The organism is Idiomarina sp. HB (assembly GCF_048059115.1).
In the GTDB taxonomy this organism is placed as follows: Bacteria; Pseudomonadota; Gammaproteobacteria; order Enterobacterales; family Alteromonadaceae; genus Idiomarina; species Idiomarina abyssalis.
In genome coordinates this window covers 637,548-660,370 of record NZ_JAYLVU010000001.1, presented here as the reverse complement: position 1 = coordinate 660,370, position 22,823 = coordinate 637,548, and the positions used below count along the sequence as shown (strand labels likewise).

The window sequence follows — 22,823 nt, the reverse complement described above, 5'->3', positions numbered from 1 at the left end:
TTCTAAAACGATGCATAAACCACAAATTAAAATTCCCGCCACCTATATGCGTGGCGGGACCTCAAAAGGGGTTTTCTTTCGTCTGCAGGACTTACCCGAGCCGGCTCAACAGCCGGGCGCTGTGCGTGACGCTATATTGATGCGCGTAATCGGCAGTCCGGATCCTTATGCTAAGCATACGGACGGCATGGGTGGTGCTACCTCCAGCACCAGCAAAACGGTTATAGTCTCTAAAAGCGAGCAACCAGACCATGACGTAGACTACCTGTTTGGTCAGGTATCTATTGATAAGCCTTTTGTTGACTGGAGCGGTAACTGCGGCAATTTATCGTCAGCCGTAGGGCCTTTTGCTATTGCTAATGGTCTTGTCGATGCTGAGCGTATCCCTGAAAACGGTGTGTGCGAAGTCCGTATCTGGCAGGCCAATATTGGTAAAACCATTGTCAACAAAGTGCCTATGGTCAATGGTGAAGTGCAGGAAACCGGTGACTTTATTCTGGACGGTGTCACCTTTCCGGCGGCTGAAGTGCCGGTGGAGTTTATGGATCCATCAGCGGATGGTGAGTCCATGTTTCCGACCGGTAACCTTATTGATGATCTAGAGGTTCCTGGCATTGGCACATTAAAAGCAACGATGATCAACGCTGGTATTCCGACCATTTTCCTTAATGCAGAAGAAATTGGATACGACGGCACAGAGCTGCAGGAAGTCATTAACGGCAGTCCGGAAGCACTGGAACACTTTGAAACCATTCGTGCCTATGGCGCGGTAAAAATGGGGCTAATTGGCAATGTTGCAGAAGCGGCAAACCGCCAGCACACCCCAAAAGTGGCTTTTGTTGCAGCGCCGAAAGATTACACGGCATCCAGTGGTAAGGTCATTAAAGCCGATGACGTTGACTTGCTGGTAAGGGCGATGTCGATGGGAAAATTGCATCACGCCATGATGGGAACTGCTGCTGTTGCTATCGGAACTGCCGCGGCAATTCCTGGTACTACCGTAAACTTAGCTGCAGGTGGCAAAGACCGTACTATGGTGAACTTCGGTCACCCGTCGGGCACTTTGCAAGTTGGTGCTGAGTGTAAACAAGTAAATGGTCAATGGACCGCTATTAAAGCCATTATGAGCCGCAGCGCACGGGTCTTAATGGAAGGAGCGGTTCGCATTCCTGGTGACGTACTGTAAATGAAGGACGCCACGCAGGCCAAACTGCTCAAAGCCGCTATGATCACCGGCATCAGCCTAATATTATTAGGTCACGTGGTGTTGGTTGTTACCTTCGGCAATGATGACATTGGCTTTCGTGGGTATATTTTAGGGGCAGCGATGAACGCCATTGGCGTTATTTTATCGCTGCCTACTAAGATTTATCTCACTTTAGTGCTCATGGAAAAAGAAGAGCGCGACAATGAAAATACTCATTGGAGCGATAGAAACTCAGATTAATCAGCATAGCCCCAGGGTGTTGGTGGCGTATCAACGGTTTCTGTTAAGTCAAAATCAACCCGAAACTCTCTGCCTTCGCGAATTAAACGATAGGTAAATGTGTCATCGTGGATATACATTTGCCAAATGTTGGTATTCGACTGCGGCACTCCCAGTTCAATAAATAGTTCTTTTGAGTAAGCATCAGCAGGGAAAGATTGAGCTGTCGAGTGACCCTTATCAACAGTATGACCACCGTACATGGTTAAAGGATCATAGTTGCCATCTTGCTTGCGATGATCATGTTTAAGACTAATACCAGACCCTGTTTGCGTTAAGATCCAGGTGCGCGAATGGTTGTCCCCAACGTGAAACGGGATTTCAATTTTAGTATCACCGCACTTGCGCACATGCATAATCAACGGGCCTTCAAAGCCCTCACTTGCAGGGGTATCAACCGTTACTTCGCCAGCGTATGAGTTGCCACAGTGCTCGTTAATTGCCGCAAAAAACTCAGCCTGAGCTTGAGTACTAACGCGTGGAGCAGGCTTTACTACCTGGGCAGAACTGATAAAGGGTGCAAAGCTTGCGACGGCAATTGACGTAAGAAAAAGAATATTTTTCATTTTTAGACCATTAGATAATGTTTAATTTTAATTATATGAGTCATTAAAACCTGCCATGAATTAAAGGCACATGCCAGTACTTTTACGTAAACTTATGACTCAAACATTAGTAACAGAGATTACAGCTTCCTGTTTGGAAGTTAAGGCAACCAAATATCTCCAATAGGCTTTTCAGCTGAAAAGTGGTGAGCAACTTGTGCTTGCAGGAGCTCACCGCAGGCAAGAGCGTCAGTCATAGCGTCGTGCGGTGCATAGAAGGGCAGGTTATAGCGATCTCTGCTATCACTTAAACGAATAGACACCCGCTCTTTACCAGTTAACTTGTCCCATAAACTGCGTTTCTGGCGATGAAAGCGCGCTTCAATTTCCATTGTGTCGATAACCGGGAAATGAATGCTTTCTTTTAGGCGCTCTTTAAAGGCACCTTGTAGAAACGGGCGCTCTATACCGTTGTAATGCACCACCCAAATTTTTCCGGCTACGGATTCTAATAAAGGGTCGATAATTTCGGAAAAGTCGGGAGCTCTTTCAATGGCACTGTGTGTTATACCGTGAATGGTAATTGACTCATTGGTTAGTAGCCTTCGGGGCTTAACAATCCATTGTTTTGCCTGACTCATGTGGATTCGGTCAAGCGTCATGGGTATAACAGCAATGCTAATAATGCCGTGCTTATCGGGGTTCATACCGGTGGTCTCAAAGTCGACTGCGACCATAGGGACATGGCTAATAGGAGAGCTGCTACTAGCTATACCCGCCTCATAGTATTTTTTCAGGGCAGGGTATTTGGCTGTTTTGGCCAGTTCCTGAAAACGTTTTGGCCAGTCTATGGTGCTTTTCTGTTGTTTATTCTCAGCATCCGGCGGCAGATACAACATTATCAGCCTCCGGAGTACTTATAACGCAGGTATTTCTGCGCGTTGCTAAGAATTTGAAAAGCGTCCTTTAGGTTTTTACGCTCAAAATCCGATAAGTCTTCCGGTGCGACATTGTTATCGGGGGGATCCCCAGCTTCTAATGCTAAAGCCTGGTGACGAATTCGCACCATAGAAATGAGTTCAAGCGCGTCGCGTAAATCAGGGCCGCGACCTTTCGGCAGAACGTTGGCCTCAATTATTTCCTCTAACCGCGCAAAGGAATTCTGTCGTTGCGCACCAATGGCCAGAGCATGTACCCGAATTAAGTCAGCAACCGGACCGGTGCCACGGCGCTTCGTATTGATACTGTCACGATGCTTGCCGTCTTTTTCCATCACAAAGTCTTTAAAAAAGCCTAAAGGCGGTGTTCGATTCAATGCATTACGAGCCATAGAGCCTAGGAATCGTTTGTTTTTTGGTGCCTTTTTGCGAATAAGTTGATTCAGCTCTTTAGCAAAACGGGTTTCACCACCCACACCGTCCAGGTCAAAAAATATGGAGGACTGCAGTAACTTTTCGGGCGATGGGTTATCTATCCAGTCGGTAAAGTAATGCTTCCATTTAGAGAGAGGCTGCCGCCAGTTTGGGTTTGTTGCCATAATATCGCCAGTGCAGTAGGTATAACCGCAGGCATTCAGGCCATCGGAAACAAACTGCGCGATATTAAGAAAATATTCATCGTGTAGTTTGGGATCAAAACTGTCATCCAGCACCATGGCATTGTCCTGATCTGTTACAACGGTTTGTTCGTCGCGAGCCATGGAGCCCAGCGCCAGAAAGCAGTAAGGAACCGGCGGCGGTCCGTATTTTTCTTCGGCTAACTCTAATAGGCGCTGTTTGAAGCTGCGTCCAATAGTAGCCATGGCCGAGCCAATAATGCGTGAGTTGGCGTCTTCTTCCACCATACGCACAAAGCTTTTATGCACGTCAGGCACCAGCTGCGAGAGCTCTTCAATGCTGGTTTGCTTAAAAATGCTGGAAACAACATATAAGCTACTTTGCGATTCATGTCGTGCGACGTCAGACAAAGCAATAACGCCGACCACTTTCTGCTGACGTAGCACCGGTAAGTGATGCAGGTTGGTACGTAGCATGGTTAAAAACGCTTCAAAAACGCGGTTGTTATGCTGAATAAAAATCAAATTTTCAGACATGATGTCAGAGACCGGACTGGAAGCATCTCTGTCTACGGCGAGTACACGTTTACGCAAGTCTTTGTCGGTGATTATGCCAACAGGTTTGTCTTGTTTTTCGCCGTCGTAAATAAGCAATGACGATACTTTCTCATCGGTCATTAAACCAGCGGCTTCACGTATTGATGCGTTTTTGTCGATGGCCACAGGCTCGCGTGTAATTAACGTTTCGACGCGGGCTGATAATGTGCGGTTCCGGTTCTCGTGTTCTTTTACCGCATGGCTAACACGGCGTTGTTCTTCAACCTCCACCGCGTCGGCAAAAGAGTCGTATTCGTCATAAAAGCGATTAAAGAGCTCGCCCGGAATGTAGTAAAGTAATGTGTCTTCAATGGTTCTGACCGGAAAGCGGACACGGCCTTTACGAAGTAAACCTGCTTCACCGAAAAAACCACCTTCGTCCAGCCGGTTAAACAGCGAACCGTCTTTGTGGTAGGTCTCAATAGACCCACTTCTGACGACATGCAGAGAATCGATATGCTGATTAAACTCTAATATCTGAGTCTTTGCTTTGAAGTATGCTACTGACGTGTTCTTAGCGGCTAATTGAAGCTCTTCTTCCGGTAACTCATTAAATGGAGAATATTTGCGTAAGAAGTTCAGTATTTCGACGTGCTCAGCTTCCATATAAGCACCTTAGAAAGTGAGCGACACCCAGAGGTGTCGCTCGTGGTAGGTTATTTTGTGGTTTTACCAACTCTTGGTTCAGAGCGCAAGCCCTGAATGACTGCGACACACGCGGCCAGCAGAACAAGAGTGAAAGGTAAGCCCGCTGAAACGGCCATGGCTTGTAGTGCAACTAAACCACCGCCCAGTATCAGGGCAATTGCGACTAACCCTTCAAAGGTACACCAGAAGATACGCTGAGGTACTGGCGCTTCGACTTTACCGCCGGCACTGATGGTATCGATAACCAGTGAACCGGAATCAGAGGAGGTAATGAAGAAAACCATAACAAGGATAATCCCCACGAATGAGGTAATGCCTGTCCATGGTAAGCCATCTAACATCACAAACAGCTGTAATGATAAATCAACCTCCGCGACTTTCTCGGCCCCAGCTAAAAACTGTTCAATAGCTGCGGTACCAAATACACTCATCCAAAAAACACAGGCTATAGACGGTATTAGCAGCACTGAGATCAAGAATTCACGTACAGTACGCCCCCGTGAAACACGGGCAATGAACATCCCCACGAATGGTGACCATGCTATCCACCAGGCCCAGTAGAAAGACGTCCAGCCTTGAGAAAAGTTTAAGTCTTCACGACCAACTGGGTTGGACAAGGCCGGTAAGTTTACAACGTAGTTATAGAGGTTATCGACAAAGCCAGTCAGAATCGCGACCGTCGGACCAACAATAATGACGAACAACATTAAAATCGCGGCTAATGTCATGTTGATTTGCGATAAACGCTGAACGCCAGACTCTAGTCCTGCAAGCACGGATACTAGTGCGACAGCGGTAATACCGATAACTAGCAGAACCTGTGTTGTGGTTCCCTCACTCCAGCCAAACAAGAAATTAAAACCGGACGCTGCCTGGGAAGCACCTAAGCCAAGTGACGTTGCTAAGCCAAACAAGGTTGCCAGTATGGCTACAATGTCGATGACATGACCTGGCCAGCCCCATACACGCTCACCCAAAATAGGGTAGAAAATTGAGCGAATAGTAAGCGGTAACCCTTTATTGAAAGAGAATAAAGCGAGCCCTAGCGCTAATACCGCATAGATTGCCCATGGGTGCAGTGCCCAGTGGAAAATCGTAGCGGCCATACCAAGTCTCATAGCTGCGGCTTCATCGCCACCAGCACCACCAAGAGGTGCCCAGTCTGTGCGTATACCGTCGGCATTTGTTTCAGTACCACCCAGGGCGGTACTGAAGTGGGTTATTGGCTCGGAAACCCCATAGAACATGAGTCCGATACCCATACCGGCAGCGAATAGCATTGAAAACCAACCTAAATAAGAAAAATCAGGGCTGGCCTCGGTGCCCCCCAGACGGACATTACCGAGTGGAGAAAAGATGAGAAAGAAACACAGGATTACAAATATATTGGCCGCTCCAATAAAGAACCAGTCAAGATTGGCTGTAAGCCAGTCTTTGGTGCTTGTAAATACAGGTTCAGCCTGATTTTGAAACATTAAGGTTATGAAGACAAAGGCAACAATTGCCAGTCCTGAAATGGCAAATACGCGATTATGAAAATCGAGACCAAAAGGCCCGAATTTCATCACAACGTTGTCTTGTCCTACTTGATAATCGGTATTGATTGGGTTGACTTCACCATCAGGAATCATTGGGTCGTTAGCTTTACGCTCACGCTCGAGATCTTTATCTCCGCGGAGCACTTCTTCTTCTTTTTTGGACATTAGCTCTCCCCTTTATAGAAGTAGGCATTTTACCGCCTTGAATTTAAACATTTATTCTAAATTCATTACTAGAGTATAGAGAGCTACGCAGATTTCTCAAAGTTAGATCGATTTTTCGCTGTAAAAATAATAGATTAGAGAAACAAATTTAATTAGGAAGGATACTGACGTGCGCTGCATCGAGCCGCACGTCAGTGTTTAGGGGAACAATCCTGGTATTAAAAACTGTACCGGACTGTTGCGGCGACAGTATCAATGTCCTGGTCAATTTCATCGAGGTCGTAAAGTTTATAGCCAACCCCAAGAGACAGGTTTTCAGTCAAATGAAAGAACGCTGAAGCATCGTAACGAATGGCATTTTCATCATCAATGTCCAGGTAATCAGCTTTTACTGACAACTCAAGAAAATCTGTCAACATTGAGCGAACACCTAGTCCGGCACCGTATCCAGATTCATCAAATGACTCAGAGCCGATGTCGTCAACAGAGCCTACAAGTTCAAGCTTTTCGTAGGTGACGGTTGCAAAAATATCGGTGGATTCTGTGATGCCATGATTGAACCCGATGCCGGCGTTAAGCGAGTCTAAATCGACATCGCCGAATTCCGACTCATCGCCAACAGAGTCGAAGTTAGCCAAGATAAAAATGGACTCATTCAGCGATAGTGACCCCGATACGGCATATCCGTCCATTGAGATATCTTCGTCAATAGGCGTTTCGATATCGGTGTCAATGTACGACGCCTGAAGTTTATTCCAGTTAGGAGAGTCCGCTAATGCGCTAGTTGAAGTTCCAATCAATGCAATTGCAATTAATGTTTTCTTCATAATACTTCCTTTGTTGAGAGTCGCTAAGCAGAGATAACCAATTGGCTATCCTGCGTTAAAAAATAGCGACACCAACGACAGGCAGCAATGAACTTTACGAAACCTTTAATCTAGGCGGTTCACCAGAGAAATGAGAGCGGCTTCCGCAACTCTTTTAATGTTATTTCGATCTTCGCTGTCACTGACTTCATAGGTGACGGCGTGAGCGGCGAACTCATCAGCGATAAATTGTTTAAAAACACCGCTTTCAGGATGGTCACCCGGTTGATATTCGAGTTCCACTGAATCGACCATTTCGGCTATTTCTTCAATCCAGTCATAAACTCGCTGTGGGTTTCTTAAAGGGACGCCACTTGGTGACTCATAGTCTTTAGGCATAGTGTAAAAGACATTACGGTGAGTGGAGTGAAAGTCTATCGCAAACTCTATTTGACCACCGTTTTCTACGAGCTTTTCAAGGTAGTTGGTTAAGGCTTGGGTTTCCGGAAGCGTTTGGCTGTTCCAGTCGCGGTTCATATCGATGCCAGCTGCGGTTAACCGCCAGTTGCCATGATAGACGCCGTCCGGGTTCATGTTAGGAACCAGTAATATATTGTACTTTTGACGAAACTTAACCACGTAAGCTTCGTCGCTGAATAAAAGCTCACCAAAATGGAGCAGGGCAAGTGCTCCAGTAACCTCCGGCGGGTGTTGCCGGCCAATCAGTATTATCCACTTGTCGCTGGATTTCACTTTGTGCTCTAAGGCTGCTAAGTTGCGGCCTTCACTAGAAACGCCCAGAGAAATAACTTCCGATTGTTGTGGCTCTTTAATTAAGCTACTAAGCCACTCAATGTAATGGACGTTATCGATGATCTCCTGCCCGGCTATAAGCTCTTTTGTTTGGGCCGATAGCGTCAGCTCAAACTGAAGCCAGCCATCACCTTCCGAAAAGGGAATGGGATGCCACATATCGTCTCCTGCGCTGCGCTTAGGCTTATAACGAGATACCCCTTCACTGGCGACCAGTGTGATATCAATGGTTTGACTCTCTTCAGTCAGGTTCTCGACGGCAAAGGCATACCAAGGGCTCGGATTGATTTTTTCTCTTTCTGGTTCAAGGTACAGACTGTATTGATTGTCACCAGTTTTCTCACAATGGTGCAAACGACCAACAGCGAAGTTGGTTGTAAAGTCGACTTTCTCAAAAGAGCAGTCTTCCGGCCCTTTGTTCACTTCCTCAGGTTGTTGAAGCGATAACTGACTAAATAACGCGACACTGGCCAGTGAAAGCATCTATTCTCCTAAAATGCCCATGATAAGGTTGCGTATGTATAGCGCCCACGGTTCGAGTGAACATCGGAAAAGTAACCAAAGCTTTCATCTGCAATTGGAGGCTTTTTATTTGCAAGGTTACGTGCGCCTAGCCGCAGGCTTAAGCCATCAAGTGACTTCTGACTAAAGTGGTAATCAAGGTAGATATCCATTGTTGTCCAGCTATCAATTGGCATCATTTCACCTGAAGATGTTGTTACGCTTGTTTCATAAAAGTCATCAATATAGTTGACCCGAATGCCTGCGCCCCAGTTCCCTAAATCCCAGTTAAGCTGAGCAAAGGAACGCCATTTGGGGTTACCGTTCATCTGTCTTAAGTCACCGGCGCCAACCACCGGTATGTCAATGGGCACCGCAGGGTTACCGTTTTCTTGTGCCTCTAAAACAATGGCACTTATTGGGTCAGGTGTTTGCATAAATTTACGCAAATGAGCGGCATTTATAGACAGGTTAAACCGTCCAAGTGCTTCCGTATTTACTTCGTAGCTCATACTTATATCTGTCCCTGAAATTTCACGAACCTCTAAGTTATCGTATTGGTTATTGACGTAAACCACTTCTAAGTCGTCGTTGCGTATAACTGCAGGGTTAGATTCGCCTTGTGAGCGTAACAGGGAGTCGTAAAGTAGATGAGTCTGGCTGTTTAAAATCCCAACAACACCTTCTTGCTCAATGGTCCAGCGGTCTATCGTAATAAGGAAGTTATCAAAAGGTGTAACCGCAATACCAAAGTTATAAATCTCATCGTCTTCAGGAGTAAGCTCACTATTACCGCCCCGAACTTCAGTTATCCCATAGCGATCGTCGATTACCGGATCGGTTCTGGTATTGGTGCGGGAGACGCTTTCCTCAACGACCTGAGGCAGGTTAGGCGCGCGGAAACCACCGGAATAGGACGCACGCAGCTGCAGCCATTCAGCTGGCAACCAGCTAAGCGCGATTTTTGGCTTGGTGACGCTGCCTACATCAGAAAACTTCTCATAACGAAAGGCTAACTGCATATCGAAGGTTTGATGCAAGGGGACTAAGAGTTCGGCGTAGGCCGAAAAAACATTGCGACTTCCTTCAGCATCGGGCGTTGAGCTGCTACCCAGTACGTCCGAGTTTGTCATAAGCTCGCCGGTAATTTGATCGTAAAATGGATTAGAACCATCAAGTAGGGGGTGACGATCATCAGCGTAAGATTCGTAACGATACTCAACACCGGTGGCAATGCCTATATCTCCGGCATACCAGTTTGCCAATGCGGGATTGGACAGTTTAAAGTCCCAAAGAGCAAGCTCGGTAGAGCTGTCACGAGTAATGTCTTCGGTCAGTCCGGCTATCACCTCCGGTGAATTATAGACTGAGGTTCCGCTATTTAAATTATTTGGATCTCCACCAATAAAAGGGTTATAAGCTTCGTCGATATTGGTTGAGTTAATCGCTTGTTGCAGTGCACTAACCCGAATTCTGTTGTATCCGGTATCCAGAGTGTCAGCCCGGGAATAAAGCAAGGCTGATTCCCACTCCCATTGATTTGAGTAACCCTTTAACCCTCCCAGCACGCGGTAACTGGAGTCTTCGACTTCAATCCTTCTGGGGCCAACATCCATTGGACGGATGTTACGCAGAGTGACGGTTTCGCCAAAAGGGTTGTATGCAGCGTCTTCACTTATGGTAAAACGCTGTGCGGTTAAGTTAGCGTTTTGTTCTCGCCGACGCTTCGAGATGGCTTCGTAATATAAAGCTTCGCCGAAAAACTCCAGACCCGGTGAAAGTTTGTGGGTAAAATAAGCAAACAGATTCGCTCGATCAATTGCAGAGGTCATGCTCTGATCCTCAAGAGCCGAGTCATAGCGCATGTCTCTTGGGATAGAACCTTCGGCGGCACATACATCGTCGGATAAACTCTGGAAGCATTCCCCCATAGATTCCGGGCGTATATGAAAGCGGCCGATGTTTTCACCGTCAAAAATGGCCCAGGGGCTAGACAATGAGCGGTTATCCAGTTGCGTGTCGCCTATAAACTCGTCCGGTATTCTGTCATTAAAGCGACGGTCTTCGCTGGCTGAATAGGAACGTTCGTTAGCGCCTATCTCGTCGCGGGTGTAGTAAGCGAAAGAGAGACTTAAATGGCTTTTATCATCGTTAAAGAACAGCCCGGTAGAACCACTGACCAAGTATTGCTGCATTGAGGTACCGGCGGCATTTCCCGCGTTGAGTTTTAACTGGCTTTGAGTGGTGTCCTTTTTCAAGACATAATTTACGACACCGGCTACAGCATCAGTCCCGTAGAGAGCGGAAGCACCGTCCCGAAGTACTTCCAGCCGTCTTAAACCAGAAACCGGTAGGGTATTGGAATTGACGGTAGTGACGGGCACGAAATTTTCAGTCTGTGTGCCCGGATGAAGAACCAGTCGCCGGCCGTTCAGTAAGGTCAATGTATTACCAGTTCCTATACCTCGTAAGTTAATTGAGGCGACATCGCCACGGGCGTCGTTAACACCACCAATTGCCCGTTCGTTATTAAAGCTAATGTCGCCAATTTGGGGAATAGAGCGGAGCAGTTCGTCTCCGGTTACCGCGCCTGTATTGGTTATGTCGTCCGCATTCAGGGTAGTAACAGGAAGCCTTCCGGCTGCCTGAGCGCCGCTGATGTTGCTACCAATAACGGTAATTTTTTCCATAGACTCTTCGTCTGTTTCATTTTCTTCCTGCTGAAGGGGAGTTGCATAGATTTGCGCGGAAAAGGCAAAAGACGTCAAGGCAGTACACAAGCAGAGTGTTAAGTAGTTTTGTTTGTATTTAATCATGATGAAAACCCACACCGTATTAACAAATGACTCTGTAATAGGTATATATGCGGTTCTTCGTTTTTACCTTAATCTTTAACCTTTCTTAACACTTTTCAAATCACTCTTGTCGTTAAAGCTGACTATCCGATTAGCTCAATCTATTTTTCGAATCTATCTGAGCACCCCAAAACACCGCGTTTAGTCTATATTAATAGCGCACTTACTGTGTCTAACAAAAAGGGTAATTAATCATGTTTAATAAAACAGTACCTTTACTTTCTACTGTAGCGATTGCGATATCGCTTTCAGTGGGATCAGGTGTTGCCAATGCCCAGGAAAACTCATCTTACGAGGTGAATTCTCCTGAGCCTAAGTCGAACGAGTTTTGGTGGCCAAATAAGCTAAATTTAGAGCCTCTACGTCAACACAGCCCGGAGTCAGACCCTTATGGCGATGATTTTGATTACGCTGAGGCTTTCAGTCAGCTTGATCTAGAGCAAGTCAAAAAAGACATTGAAGAACTAATGACATCGGATCAGGACTGGTGGCCTGCCGACTACGGTCATTATGGTCCTTTCTTTATTCGTATGGCCTGGCACGGAGCCGGAACTTATAGGGTTCAGGACGGCCGTGGTGGTGCCGCAGGCGCTCAGCAACGTTTTGAACCTTTGAACAGCTGGCCGGATAACGTCAGTTTAGATAAAGCGCGTCGCTTGTTGTGGCCGGTTAAGCAAAAATACGGCCGAGATATCTCATGGGCTGACTTGATGGTGCTAACCGGTAACGTTGCACTTGAATCTATGGGGTTTGAAACCTTTGGTTTTGCCGGTGGACGTGAAGATGCATGGGAACCCGATATTGTTTACTGGGGTCCTGAAAAAGAATGGTTAGCCGGTGACGAACGTTACTCAGGTGATCGCGAACTTGAAAACCCTTTGGCGGCCGTTCAGATGGGTTTAATTTACGTTAATCCTGAAGGACCAAACGGTAAACCTGATCCGTTATTGGCAGCAAAAGATATACGCGACACCTTTGGCCGTATGGCAATGAACGACGAAGAAACGGTCGCCTTAATTGCCGGTGGACACACCTTTGGAAAGGCGCACGGCGCGCACAAACCAGAAGACTGCTTAGGTGCAGAACCAGCAGCTGCGGGTGTGGAAGAGCAGGGCCTGGGCTGGAAAAATAAGTGTGGTAAAGGTAACGCTGAAGATACCATCACCAGTGGTTTAGAAGGTGCGTGGTCAGTGAATCCAACCGCATGGACAACTCAGTACCTGGATAACTTGTTTGGTTTTGAGTGGGAACAGACAAAGAGTCCTGCCGGCGCTATTCAGTGGATCCCTGTTGACGGTCAGGCGTCAGAGCTGGTGCCGGACGCGCACGTTGAAGGCAAACGTCATGCACCTATTATGTTTACGACGGACCTTTCGCTAAAAGAGGACCCTGAGTATCGTAAAATCGCTAAGCGCTTCCACGAAGACCCTAAAGAGTTTGAATTGGCCTTTGCCAAAGCCTGGTTCAAGCTGACGCACCGTGATATGGGTCCTAAGCAGCGTTATCTTGGCGATATGGCTCCGCAGGAAGATCTTCTATGGCAAGATCCTATCCCTGAAGTGGACTTTGAGCTGATTAACGATGGTGAAATTGAGCAGCTTAAAGCGGTAATTCTGGACTCTGGTCTTTCTGTACCTCAGTTAGTGCGTACAGCCTGGGCATCGGCATCAAGCTTCCGCGGTACTGACATGCGTGGTGGTGCTAATGGTGCTCGTATTGCATTAGAGCCTCAGGTGAGTTGGGAAGCGAATAACCCAACTGAGCTTAAGAAAGCGCTAAATACATTGAAGGGTGTTCAGGAAGACTTTAATGAAGAGCTATCAGGCGACAAGCAAGTGTCGTTAGCTGACGTTATTGTTCTTGGTGGTGCAGCGGCTATTGAAAAAGCAGCGAAAGACGCTGGCTATGATGTGACCGTTCCGTTTGAGCCGGGCCGCACTGACGCGTCTCAGGAAATGACCGACGTTAATTCGTTTTCTTTCCTTGAACCTAAAGCCGATGCCTTCCGCAACTATTATGCTGAAGGTAACCGAGTGCCGCCAGCTCAGCACATGGTCGATAAAGCTGACCAGCTAACCTTAACCGTGCCGGAAATGACTGTATTAGTCGGTGGTTTGCGTAGTTTAGATGCTAACTATGATGGCAGTGACCATGGTGTATTTACTGACAAGCCTGGTACATTAAGTAATGACTTTTTCGTTAACCTGCTAAGCATGGATAACGAATGGAAGCAGTCATCGGACAATGAAGCTATCTACGAAGGTTACGACCGTAAAACCGGAGAGCAGAAATATACAGCAACGCCGGTTGACCTGATTTTTGGTTCGAACTCTGAATTGCGTGCGGTTGCAGAAGTTTATGCAATGAGTGATGCAGACCAGAAGTTTGTTGGTGACTTTGTTCAAGCATGGACGAAAGTCATGCAGTTAGATCGTTTTGATCTGAAATAAAACCTGAGCTCAGGAAAGTAGAAGTGAAAACGGTGGCGGTAAAATGCCACCGTTTTTTTATTGATTCTCTGAATTATTTAAAGCAGTTTTGCGCGAAACTTCTTACCCTTTATCTTATTGTTACTAATAAGACCTAAAGCGTGTTTTGCCAAACGAGAATGTACGGCAACAAAACCAAACGTACTTTCCAGCTTTATTTTTCCAATATCGTCTGCACTCAGAACATCGTCTTTGGTTAGTGCTCCGACAATGTCACCTGGTCTTAACTTATCTTTCTTTCCGCCACTTATTTGCAGCGTTGTCATAGTCGCTTTCAGAGGTTTAATGCCAGGTAGGTTTGGTGCAGGTTGTACCTGAATGGGCTCGGCGAAAGTGTCTTCCAGCAGTCGCATTTTATAGTCGTCCTGTGCGGAAACTAAGGTTATAGCCATACCTTCCTTTCCGGCACGGCCGGTACGGCCTATACGGTGGGTATGGGTATCTAAATCGTGAGCCATATGAACATTAACAACCAAGTCGAGCTCAGCAATATCTAACCCGCGAGAGGCGACATCGGTTGCTACAAGTACCCGCACACTGCCGTTACTGAATTGTATAATTGCCTGATCACGGTCTTTTTGTTCAAGCTCTCCATGCAAAGCTAACACGCTGAATTTATTTGCCTGCAGCGTACTGAGTATGTCCTTAACTTCGTTCTTTGTGTTGCAAAAAACAAGACAGTTTTCTGGCTGGTGCTCCGTTAACACGCTCATAACCAGTTGTGCGCTGTCTTCGTTGTTCATTGCATAAAAGTGTTGTTTAATTCTGGGTCTTGCTGCTTCCTGAATCGCATTAATATTGGTCGCTTTGGTTGTTACCTGCTCAGCCAAAGCCGCGATATTCTTTGGATAAGTCGCACTAAATAACAGGGTTTGTCGCGCTTTAGGAATATGCTTAACAATAGCGCTCAGGCTCTCCTGAAAGCCCATCTCAAGCATACGGTCAGCCTCGTCCAGAACGAAGGTGTTCAGCGCGGACAAATCAACATTTCGTTGCTCAAGGTGGTCAAGTACACGCCCGGGAGTTCCAACCAGTACATGAGCGCCATGCTCAAGAGAGCTGGTCTGGATACGGCTTGGCTCTCCACCACATAAGGTTAATACTTTTATGTTCGTCATAGATTTAGCTAAGTTACGAACTTCTTCGGCAACTTGATGAGCTAATTCGCGTGTAGGGCAAAGCACTAACGCTTGTGGGGCAAAGCTTTTAGTATTCAACTTGGACAGCAGAGCCAGCGCAAAAGCCGTTGTTTTTCCTGAACCGGTATTGGCCCGTACAACCGCATCCGCATTATCCAGAATAACTGGCAAGCTTAATGACTGAACTGGCGTCATTTGTTCATAACCAATTTCATTCAGTCTGGAGATTAAGGCTGGCGCTAAGCTTAGCTGATTAAATTGAGTAATTTCGGCTGTTTTTGCTGGAGTCTGGTCAGGCATTAAGAGGCTACTTTCGGTTTAAGTTTCTTGGTGTATTGTAACAGGCTTTGGACAAAAGGTAGTGCGATAATCCGTTTAATCAGAAGACTCTTTACCGGAATAAACACCCAAAGCAGTGACAGTGACAAGAATAAGCAGCATGCCTAATACTTGTGAGTAAGCCAGTATTTCACCTAAAACAATTACGCCGAAAAGCGAAGCCGTGACGGGCTCTATTGTGGCCACAATAGAGGCTAAGGCCGGTGGTGTTCTTCGTAAGCCAATAAGATACAGAATAAAGGATGCACCGCCGCCAAGCACCCCAATAATGGCAAATAGGGGCCAGTCGACCGAACCTGGCACCTGAGCTGCTTCTGCCGGATCTATCAGAACACCCAGCACCACAACAAGGGTTAAAAAAGCAATGCTAAGAATGGTCTGCGGGCTGCCGTGCTGAGTGGCGTATTTAAAGCCGAAGATAAAAAGAGCCAGGGACAATCCTGAAAGTAACCCGGTTGCCACACCCAGCAGGGTAATGCTGTTCCCTTCCATTTGATAAACACGGGTCAGCAGCACAACACCCACCATAACTAACGCAATTGCTGCCCATTTTACGAGCGTAGGGCTTTCCAGCTTGAGCGCAAAAGAAATGAGGTAAACAAATATTGGCGCGCAATACATAAGGGTTGCAGCAACCGCAACGTTGCTTTCGGAAATACTAAAGAAGTAAAAACCGAAGTTACCGGCTACACCCAGCCCTGCAATGACGGCCCATAGCCATAACCGACTATTGGCCAGACCGCTGTATCGAGGCCTCAGTGCCAGCCAAATAAGCACAAATACTAATCCAATTGCGCCGCGGTAGAAAGAGATTAACAGGGCATCCCAGTCGTTGTTAATGAGAATACCGGCAATTCCGCCCGACAAACCCCAGAAAAGCGCCGCTGACGCTACCAGTATGATGCCCGAATTAGTCATGCATGAGTCAACTTCTATGTGAAAAGTTTAACGTGCTGAAAGTATTGAATTTAGAAGACTTGAGAGGGATTTTCAAATGGTGCGTCCGAGTAGACTCGAACTACCGACCTCTGCCATGTCAAGGCAGCGCTCTAACCAACTGAGCTACGGACGCACATTTAGAAGTGTCGTTAAGACGGGCGGTATATTAGTGATTTGCGCTAACAGGTGCAAGTGATTTTTTATGAAACCCATTTGTTTGTCGAAATTCTATTCAATACAGAGCCAGAGGTGTTGCGCTTAAGTCCCGTTGAATTTGCTCAAATTTTCTTTTTCGGCTTCAATAAAAGGGGATAGGGGGGAAATCGGCAAAGACTCAGGAGGTTTCATGTTAAATTTTTTACGAGTAATACGGGCGTTTGCCGGGCTTCTTTTTCTTGCCGGAATAGCGGGTATCATCGCGCAGCTTGGGTTTAATATTCTGCATGTGGATATTTTGATGCGTTCATCGGTCATCGTTATTATGGTTGGTACACTGTTTGCGGCTTTCTGGCTCTGGGTATTTCTTGGTTTACGCTACGTTATCAATGAAATTCATGAAAAAGAGCAAGGTAAGCCACACCCCAGTCTGACTAAAATATGGCATCTGTAAGCGTAAAGTCGGCGCCAGTAAATTGAGTCAGCTACGTTTAATCCAGGCCCGGCGTAAAGTCACAGGCACTGTAAAACCTCTGCCACGGGCGAACAAAATGCACTGATGCATCGGTGAGCTTTTTACTGAGCGTACCCAACTCTGCAATGTAGGTCTTTAACTCGGGCTGAGGTGCTATGCCTTCGAGACTTTCAAGAGTCATCAGTAAACGCTGATGCTGTTCGATAATTTCCGCTATGTCGCCTTGCATTTCTTCAATATAAATGGCGTTAAAAGCTTTTTTCAGCTCCAGAGCTTTATCGGGTACTTGGTCATTTTGGCAGTAAACCGATTGCGGAATTTCAGGCAGAAGTTCGGTCATTTTCTCCAATTTATAGGAGTAGTCCAGCATAGTGCGGTAAAGGTCGGGAAGGTAATTACTACGCTCTAAACGGCCAAGCATTTTTATGAGTTCTGCCGGGTCATCCGCTTTTTTTGTGTAGCTCCAGCGTTCCAGTATGCGGGTGAAACGTTCCAGTGCATTTACCGCGTAGTTGTATTCGGTAACGTGTATTTTGGGTAACGAATTATTTCCTACTGACAAAGCTTTTCTGAGCCCGTCGTCGCGGGCAAAGGCGTTCGCCAGGCTGTTCTTAAGCTGTGACTCTTTATGGGCCAGAGCTTCTTTTAATTTGTCTTTAACACCGGTTGAATCAGGGTGTTCAATGCATTCATTGAGTGCCTGAATCATTGTCAGGTCAGCATGGTAGCGGCTGAACCCATTTTTTAGCTTGCCCAGCGAGCTGTTGTTTTCGGCAATCAACTGGCCTAACTGGCAATGATTAAGCTGCAGACTGTCCAGTAACCCCATGCTGGTTCGCTCAATATTATGCGCTAAATCGCGTTTAGCAGGGTACTGCAATTGAGGCTTAGGTGCCTGTATCGTTTGAGCAGGCAGGTTGAGTGTACTGTGAACTTGGTTATTCAGCTTATCGGCGTACTCTGTTAGTCCGGGATCATCTGAGCAGGCAGATAATCCTAAGACCACTAACACATAGCCAAAAGGCCTGAAAATCAGTACACTTCGCTTCATTATTTTATTCCTTGCAACAAGGTTTTATCGATGTTTACCGGTATTGTCCAAACCCAAGCTACGATATTTTCAGTCTCTGACCAAGGATCTTTTCGACACTTGGTCATTAAAACTGAACCTCAATTTCTACAAAACTTGGCCATTGGTGCAAGTATTGCGATAAATGGTTGCTGTTTAACTGTGGTTGAGTTTAACGATACCCAGGTGCACTTTGACGTTATTGATGAAACCTTGCGGTTAACGAACCTGGGGTTGTTAAGCGAGGGGGATACGGTGAACCTGGAGCGGTCGCTTAAAGTAGGCGATGAAATTGGCGGGCACGCGGTTTCTGGTCATATTCATTGTCAGGGCAAAGTGACTAAAATTGATACGTCCGGCAATAATGTCGCTATGTGGGTAGAACTCCCGGAGCAATACACGCCATATTTGTTTGCCAAAGGGTTTATTGCAGTTAATGGAGCGAGTTTGACGGTAGGTCAGGTAGACGCAAATTACTTTAGTCTGCACTTAATTCCTGAAACGTTGCGCTTAACCAACTTAGAGTCAACGCAGGTGGGTGACAGTTTAAACATTGAACTTGATCAGCAAACCATCACTATTGTTGAAACCGTTGAGCGAGTGCTGGCTAAACGTCAGTAAAACTGTTCGTCGTTGCCGTCTACTTTAACGCGCGCCTGTTGGTTAACTTCATCAACCTGTAACTGAACATGAATGAGGTCACCGCAGGCGGAACACTCTTCCTGATAGTCCTGATTTCCCTCCGATGCGTCAATATCCAAAAAAGTATTGTGACCACAGTGCGGGCATTTCACCGACACACTTTGTAAGTTTTCTTCGTTCATTGGTAACTCCTTTGCCGGGATGTCAGTGTTTATCCTCGCATCCTCAACGAAATAAGGTTCTACGTCTTACTATAGAAATAAAATACTGATTCCGCCCAATGAGATTAGGGCTCCGGCTATAGAACGTGGGGTAATTCGTTGTTTTTTCAGTAAAGATATCGGTATTAAAAAGAGTGGTGCGGTAGATAGCAAGGTTTGGGTAAGGCCCGGGTTGATATTGGCGATTGAAATTTGCTGTAGCCAAATAGCCAGAAATGTACCGAATACAATGGCGCCGAGCAGTGGCAACGGATTGATAGAGCGAACTTGTTTTATGATTGCGTTGTACGCGCCTCGCTTTGAAAGCCCGACAATTATGGCAAGCAACAAAGACCCTGCGGCAAGACGCACAAATGCCGCATCAATAGCGTTAACATTCGACTGCATTAGTACCGCAAAAGCCATGACTAACCCGGTGGCCTGACAGAGCGCCGCGCCGCAACCGAAAAAGATACCAGATAAAGAAAGCGCAGGTTGTTTGTCAGGGGCTTTTTCTGTAACGACCCACAGAACGCCGCTTAAGGTTATGACTGCACCGGTAATTTCAATGGTGGATAGACCGTCATTCAAGAATAACCAGGCCATGAATGCAGCCAGTGGCGGTGCCAGGTACTCCAGTAACATAGCGTGCCAGGGGCCTAAACGGCGCAGAGCGGCAAAATGACAACTGTCGCCAATGGTAATACCTATAATACCGCTTAGGGCAAGTAACCAAAGGCCGGAATTGAGTTCCAGCGAGTTACCTAGTAACAGGCTCACAATCAAAAGCAGGGGAGTTGCAATAACGCCTTTAACCAAATTCATTTGTAAGGGCGAGAAATGACTACCGGCGCGGTGATACAGCAGCGTGGCGACAGCCCAAAAACTGGCGGCTAATAAAGCGGCAAGTTGCCCGGTCAATTCTCCGGCAATGTCTGATGTCAAAACAGGCTCGGCGGTTGCTCAAATGTAAGCGGTCGATTATAGTAGCGTCTCGCGTTCGATGGTACCGAACGCAAAAAATTTCGTAGGTTTTTTCTATAGAACAGTTAAAACCAAAAATAGAGCACGTGGCACTTGGTAGGTGTCACCACTGGTTGGAAAGGAAGTTTCATGCCTGTAATTACTCTCCCTGACGGAAGTCAACGCGAATTCGATAAACCCGTAAGCATTATGGAAGTGGCTGCCGATATTGGCGCTGGCCTTGCTAAAGCAACGGTCGCTGGCCGTATTGACGGTGAGCTGGTTGATGCCTGTGAAGTCATCGAGCACGACGCTCGCATTGAAATTGTGACACCAAAAGATGACGACGGCGTACACATTATTCGTCACTCTTGTGCTCACTTAATGGGGCACGCGGTAAAACAGCTGTGGCCAGATGCGAAAATGGCTATTGGTCCGGTCATCGATAATGGCTTTTACTACGACATCGACGTTGATCACACTTTCACTCAGGAAGACCTGGAAAAGCTTGAAAAGCGGATGAAAGAACTGGCTAAGACGGAATATGCCGTTATTAAGAAAAAGGTCAGTTGGAAAGAAGCCCGTGAAACTTTCGTAGAACGCCATGAACCTTATAAAATAGAGATCCTGGACGAAGACATCCCAACCGATGCCAACCCGGGGCTTTATCATCACGAAGAATACGTCGACATGTGTCGTGGCCCTCATGTGCCAAACATGAAATTTTGCCAACATTTTAAAATTATGAAAATGGCCGGCGCATACTGGCGTGGTGACTCTGACAACAAAATGCTGCAGCGTATATACGGTACGGCCTGGGCAGATAAGAAGCAGTTAAAAGCCTATTTACAGCGTTTAGAAGAAGCTGAAAAGCGCGACCACCGTAAAATAGCTAAGGCTCAGGACTTATTTCACTGGCAGGAAGAAGCGCCGGGTATGGTTTTCTGGCACCACAACGGCTGGACTATTTTCCGTGAGCTGGAAACTTACATTCGTGAGAAGATGCGCGAGTATGACTATCAGGAAGTGAAAGGTCCTATGATGATGGACCGGGTGTTGTGGGAAAAATCGGGTCACTGGGAGAAGTTTTCAGAACTGATGTTCACCACGTCATCGGAAAACCGCGAATACGCCGTTAAGCCAATGAACTGCCCGGGCCATGTTCAAATCTTTAATCAGGGCTTGAAATCTTACCGTGATTTGCCGCTACGTATGGCTGAGTTTGGTAGCTGTCACCGTAATGAACCTTCAGGTGCATTGCACGGTCTGATGCGTGTTCGTGGTTTCACACAAGATGATGCGCACATTTTCTGTACTGAAGAGCAGGTTCAGGAAGAAGTCGCGGGTTGCATCAGAATGGTTTATGAAACCTACAAAACCTTTGGTTTTGAGAACATCGATGTGAAGCTTTCAACGCGCCCTGAAAAACGCTTAGGCGACGATGCTACCTGGGATCGTTCTGAAACAGCATTGGCTCAGGCTCTGAAGAATAATGACATCGATTTCTCTTATTTACCGGGTGAAGGGGCCTTTTATGGTCCGAAAATAGAATTTACTTTGTTCGATTGTCTGGGCAGAGCCTGGCAATGTGGTACAATACAGCTCGATTTTGCGTTGCCAGGGCGTTTAGGCGCTACTTACGTGGGCGAAGATAACGAGCGACATACGCCAGTTATGATTCACCGCGCTATTTTGGGCTCACTTGAACGCTTTATGGGTATTCTTATTGAAGAGTACGCAGGGCACTTCCCGTTGTGGTTGTCGCCAACGCAAGTTGTATTAATGAATATCACGGATAATCAAAGCGATTATGTGCGAAAAGTTGTCAAAACCCTGAACGAAAAGGGAATTCGTGCATCAGCCGACTTGAGAAATGAGAAGATAGGCTTTAAAATCCGTGAACACACATTAAAACGTGTTCCATATTTACTGGTTGTCGGCGACAAAGAAGTCGACGCTGGTGAGGTTGCGGTACGTACACGTGGTGGTGAAGACTTGGGCAAATTCCCGTTAGAAGACTTCATTACTCGTGTAGAGGACGAAGTCCGTACTCGCAAAATTGATTAATTGTTTGGAGGAATAAACCATTAAAGGCGGAAAAAGAACTCAGAAAGCTGCAGATAAAAACCGTATCAACGAACAAATTACAGGCGTTGATGAAGTTCGCTTAATCGGAACCGATGGTGAACAAGCTGGTGTCGTCAGTATTAACGAGGCTCTTGATGCAGCAGCAGAAGCTGGTGTTGATTTGGTGGAGATGAGCCCTAACGCAGAACCACCAGTCTGCCGCCTGATGGATTACGGCAAGTTCCTCTTTGAAAAGAGTAAAGAACAGAAAGAGCAGAAGAAAAAACAGAAACAGATTCAGGTTAAGGAAGTTAAGTTCCGACCTGGTACTGATGAGGGCGACTACCAGGTAAAACTGCGCAACCTGCGTCGTTTCCTCGAGGGAGGTGACAAAACCAAAGTCACTATCCGTTTCCGTGGCCGGGAAATGGCACACCAAGAGTTGGGCATTGAATTGCTGAATCGCGTTAAAAACGATTTAGAAGAAATCTCAATTGTTGAGTCGTTCCCAAGACGTGCCGAAGGGCGCCAGATGATTATGGTCTTGGCACCCAACAAGAAGTGATCGTGGTTTACAAGTAGTCTGATTGTCAGGCTCACCCTTTCACACTTTTATCAACAATGCGGAGTTTAATTTCATGCCAAAAATGAAATCGAACAAAGGCGCTTCCAAGCGCTTTAAGAAGACTGCTTCTGGTGGTTTTAAGTGCAAGCAATCTCACTTGCGTCACATTCTGACTAAGAAGAGCCCTAAGCGTAAGCGTCAGCTTCGCGCGAAGAACATGGTCCATGAGGCCGACGTTCAATTAGTCGCTCGCATGTTACCGTACGCATAA

General features: G+C 46.5%; 20 protein-coding genes and 1 tRNA gene. 8 read left to right on the top strand and 13 right to left on the bottom strand.

The genetic code is table 11. The annotated features are described in order from the left end of the window. Nucleotides 1-10: 10 nt before the first annotated feature. Complete coding sequence (gene prpF / locus VBY75_RS03305; protein ID WP_278358653.1) at nucleotides 11-1,186, top strand: 2-methylaconitate cis-trans isomerase PrpF; 1,176 nt, start codon at nucleotides 11-13, stop codon at nucleotides 1,184-1,186. Beyond that, entirely contained in the window at nucleotides 1,187-1,447 is a 261-nt protein-coding gene (locus VBY75_RS03300) for a hypothetical protein (protein ID WP_222236895.1), read from the top strand. Here the strand turns inward: VBY75_RS03300 and VBY75_RS03295 are convergent. The 7 genes from VBY75_RS03295 to VBY75_RS03265 all read right to left on the bottom strand — a co-directional run bounded on the left by VBY75_RS03295 (nucleotide 1,444) and on the right by VBY75_RS03265 (nucleotide 11,470). Then, nucleotides 1,444-2,052, bottom strand: a complete 609-nt coding sequence (locus VBY75_RS03295; RefSeq protein WP_224797497.1) for a hypothetical protein — start codon at nucleotides 2,050-2,052, stop codon at nucleotides 1,444-1,446. The genes VBY75_RS03300 and VBY75_RS03295 overlap by 4 nt on opposite strands. 140 nt (nucleotides 2,053-2,192) lie before the next feature. Further along, nucleotides 2,193-2,930, bottom strand: a complete 738-nt coding sequence (locus VBY75_RS03290) for a 3'-5' exonuclease (protein ID WP_416511010.1) — start codon at nucleotides 2,928-2,930, stop codon at nucleotides 2,193-2,195. 2 nt (nucleotides 2,931-2,932) lie between these two features. Further along, the gene (locus VBY75_RS03285; protein ID WP_054487533.1) at nucleotides 2,933-4,789 is read right to left on the bottom strand and encodes a DUF294 nucleotidyltransferase-like domain-containing protein; all 1,857 of its coding nucleotides are present in this window, start codon (nucleotides 4,787-4,789) and stop codon (nucleotides 2,933-2,935) included. Nucleotides 4,790-4,839: 50 nt separating this feature from the next. Further along, a complete protein-coding gene (locus VBY75_RS03280) occupies nucleotides 4,840-6,534 on the bottom strand; it encodes a BCCT family transporter (RefSeq protein WP_199494675.1) in 1,695 nt (564 codons plus the stop codon). Nucleotides 6,535-6,752: 218 nt separating this feature from the next. Continuing rightward, a complete protein-coding gene (locus tag VBY75_RS03275; protein WP_054487537.1) occupies nucleotides 6,753-7,361 on the bottom strand; it encodes an outer membrane protein in 609 nt (202 codons plus the stop codon). 105 nt (nucleotides 7,362-7,466) lie between these two features. After that, nucleotides 7,467-8,636 (bottom strand): M14 family metallopeptidase, encoded by a 1,170-nt coding sequence (locus VBY75_RS03270; protein ID WP_416511007.1) that lies wholly within the window; start codon nucleotides 8,634-8,636, stop codon nucleotides 7,467-7,469. Nucleotides 8,637-8,644: 8 nt separating this feature from the next. Then, on the bottom strand, nucleotides 8,645-11,470 hold the full coding sequence (locus VBY75_RS03265; protein WP_416511005.1) for a TonB-dependent receptor domain-containing protein: 2,826 nt from the start codon (nucleotides 11,468-11,470) through the stop codon (nucleotides 8,645-8,647). Nucleotides 11,471-11,703: 233 nt separating this feature from the next. Between VBY75_RS03265 and katG the strand changes: the two genes are divergently transcribed. Further along, complete coding sequence (gene katG, locus VBY75_RS03260; RefSeq protein WP_199494679.1) at nucleotides 11,704-13,959, top strand: catalase/peroxidase HPI; 2,256 nt, start codon at nucleotides 11,704-11,706, stop codon at nucleotides 13,957-13,959. A gap of 77 nt (nucleotides 13,960-14,036) precedes the next feature. On the opposite strand, the gene dbpA is transcribed toward katG, so the two are convergent. From dbpA to VBY75_RS03245, 3 genes are all read right to left on the bottom strand, one after another. Further along, a complete protein-coding gene (dbpA, locus tag VBY75_RS03255) occupies nucleotides 14,037-15,437 on the bottom strand; it encodes an ATP-dependent RNA helicase DbpA (protein WP_278355957.1) in 1,401 nt (466 codons plus the stop codon). 75 nt (nucleotides 15,438-15,512) lie between these two features. Then, nucleotides 15,513-16,394, bottom strand: a complete 882-nt coding sequence (locus tag VBY75_RS03250) for a DMT family transporter (RefSeq protein WP_416511002.1) — start codon at nucleotides 16,392-16,394, stop codon at nucleotides 15,513-15,515. 77 nt (nucleotides 16,395-16,471) lie between these two features. Continuing rightward, nucleotides 16,472-16,548: transfer RNA gene (locus VBY75_RS03245), tRNA-Val, on the bottom strand. Between the two features lie 213 nt (nucleotides 16,549-16,761). Here VBY75_RS03245 and VBY75_RS03240 point away from each other — a divergent pair. Continuing rightward, nucleotides 16,762-17,025 (top strand): hypothetical protein, encoded by a 264-nt coding sequence (locus tag VBY75_RS03240; RefSeq protein ID WP_054487548.1) that lies wholly within the window; start codon nucleotides 16,762-16,764, stop codon nucleotides 17,023-17,025. Between the two features lie 37 nt (nucleotides 17,026-17,062). Here VBY75_RS03240 and VBY75_RS03235 read toward each other — a convergent pair whose 3' ends face one another. Next, complete coding sequence (locus tag VBY75_RS03235; RefSeq protein ID WP_054487550.1) at nucleotides 17,063-18,097, bottom strand: DUF3080 domain-containing protein; 1,035 nt, start codon at nucleotides 18,095-18,097, stop codon at nucleotides 17,063-17,065. A gap of 30 nt (nucleotides 18,098-18,127) precedes the next feature. Between VBY75_RS03235 and VBY75_RS03230 the strand changes: the two genes are divergently transcribed. Next, entirely contained in the window at nucleotides 18,128-18,736 is a 609-nt protein-coding gene (locus tag VBY75_RS03230; RefSeq protein WP_054487552.1) for a riboflavin synthase, read from the top strand. On the opposite strand, the gene VBY75_RS03225 is transcribed toward VBY75_RS03230, so the two are convergent. Continuing rightward, a complete protein-coding gene (locus VBY75_RS03225; protein ID WP_054487553.1) occupies nucleotides 18,730-18,939 on the bottom strand; it encodes a CPXCG motif-containing cysteine-rich protein in 210 nt (69 codons plus the stop codon). The genes VBY75_RS03230 and VBY75_RS03225 overlap by 7 nt on opposite strands. 69 nt (nucleotides 18,940-19,008) lie before the next feature. Then, nucleotides 19,009-19,902, bottom strand: a complete 894-nt coding sequence (locus tag VBY75_RS03220) for a DMT family transporter (protein WP_054487556.1) — start codon at nucleotides 19,900-19,902, stop codon at nucleotides 19,009-19,011. Between the two features lie 168 nt (nucleotides 19,903-20,070). Here VBY75_RS03220 and thrS point away from each other — a divergent pair, with 168 nt between their 5' ends. From thrS to rpmI, 3 genes are all read left to right on the top strand, one after another. Then, nucleotides 20,071-21,987: a threonine--tRNA ligase gene (thrS, locus tag VBY75_RS03215; protein ID WP_273022030.1), complete on the top strand. Its 1,917-nt coding sequence runs from the start codon at nucleotides 20,071-20,073 to the stop codon at nucleotides 21,985-21,987. Nucleotides 21,988-22,006: 19 nt separating this feature from the next. Next, complete coding sequence (infC, locus tag VBY75_RS03210) at nucleotides 22,007-22,552, top strand: translation initiation factor IF-3 (RefSeq protein WP_011234644.1); 546 nt, start codon at nucleotides 22,007-22,009, stop codon at nucleotides 22,550-22,552. A gap of 73 nt (nucleotides 22,553-22,625) precedes the next feature. Then, on the top strand, nucleotides 22,626-22,823 hold the full coding sequence (rpmI, locus tag VBY75_RS03205) for a 50S ribosomal protein L35 (protein WP_054487561.1): 198 nt from the start codon (nucleotides 22,626-22,628) through the stop codon (nucleotides 22,821-22,823).

What these genes read in the sequence shown, in the direction of transcription:
- VBY75_RS03270 (WP_416511007.1), bottom strand. Translation starts at nt 8,636, where the DNA reads ATGCTTTCACTGGCCAGTGTCGCGTTATTTAGTCAGTTATCGCTTCAA.
- VBY75_RS03250 (WP_416511002.1), bottom strand. Translation starts at nt 16,394, where the DNA reads ATGACTAATTCGGGCATCATACTGGTAGCGTCAGCGGCGCTTTTCTGG.
- VBY75_RS03225 (WP_054487553.1), bottom strand. Translation starts at nt 18,939, where the DNA reads ATGAACGAAGAAAACTTACAAAGTGTGTCGGTGAAATGCCCGCACTGT.
- VBY75_RS03285 (WP_054487533.1), bottom strand. Translation starts at nt 4,789, where the DNA reads ATGGAAGCTGAGCACGTCGAAATACTGAACTTCTTACGCAAATATTCT.
- katG (WP_199494679.1), top strand. Translation starts at nt 11,704, where the DNA reads ATGTTTAATAAAACAGTACCTTTACTTTCTACTGTAGCGATTGCGATA.
- VBY75_RS03275 (WP_054487537.1), bottom strand. Translation starts at nt 7,361, where the DNA reads ATGAAGAAAACATTAATTGCAATTGCATTGATTGGAACTTCAACTAGC.
- VBY75_RS03265 (WP_416511005.1), bottom strand. Translation starts at nt 11,470, where the DNA reads ATGATTAAATACAAACAAAACTACTTAACACTCTGCTTGTGTACTGCC.
- rpmI (WP_054487561.1), top strand. Translation starts at nt 22,626, where the DNA reads ATGCCAAAAATGAAATCGAACAAAGGCGCTTCCAAGCGCTTTAAGAAG.
- dbpA (WP_278355957.1), bottom strand. Translation starts at nt 15,437, where the DNA reads ATGCCTGACCAGACTCCAGCAAAAACAGCCGAAATTACTCAATTTAAT.
- VBY75_RS03300 (WP_222236895.1), top strand. Translation starts at nt 1,187, where the DNA reads ATGAAGGACGCCACGCAGGCCAAACTGCTCAAAGCCGCTATGATCACC.
- thrS (WP_273022030.1), top strand. Translation starts at nt 20,071, where the DNA reads ATGCCTGTAATTACTCTCCCTGACGGAAGTCAACGCGAATTCGATAAA.
- VBY75_RS03280 (WP_199494675.1), bottom strand. Translation starts at nt 6,534, where the DNA reads ATGTCCAAAAAAGAAGAAGAAGTGCTCCGCGGAGATAAAGATCTCGAG.
- prpF (WP_278358653.1), top strand. Translation starts at nt 11, where the DNA reads ATGCATAAACCACAAATTAAAATTCCCGCCACCTATATGCGTGGCGGG.
- VBY75_RS03240 (WP_054487548.1), top strand. Translation starts at nt 16,762, where the DNA reads ATGTTAAATTTTTTACGAGTAATACGGGCGTTTGCCGGGCTTCTTTTT.
- VBY75_RS03295 (WP_224797497.1), bottom strand. Translation starts at nt 2,052, where the DNA reads ATGAAAAATATTCTTTTTCTTACGTCAATTGCCGTCGCAAGCTTTGCA.
- VBY75_RS03235 (WP_054487550.1), bottom strand. Translation starts at nt 18,097, where the DNA reads ATGAAGCGAAGTGTACTGATTTTCAGGCCTTTTGGCTATGTGTTAGTG.
- VBY75_RS03230 (WP_054487552.1), top strand. Translation starts at nt 18,128, where the DNA reads ATGTTTACCGGTATTGTCCAAACCCAAGCTACGATATTTTCAGTCTCT.
- VBY75_RS03290 (WP_416511010.1), bottom strand. Translation starts at nt 2,930, where the DNA reads ATGTTGTATCTGCCGCCGGATGCTGAGAATAAACAACAGAAAAGCACC.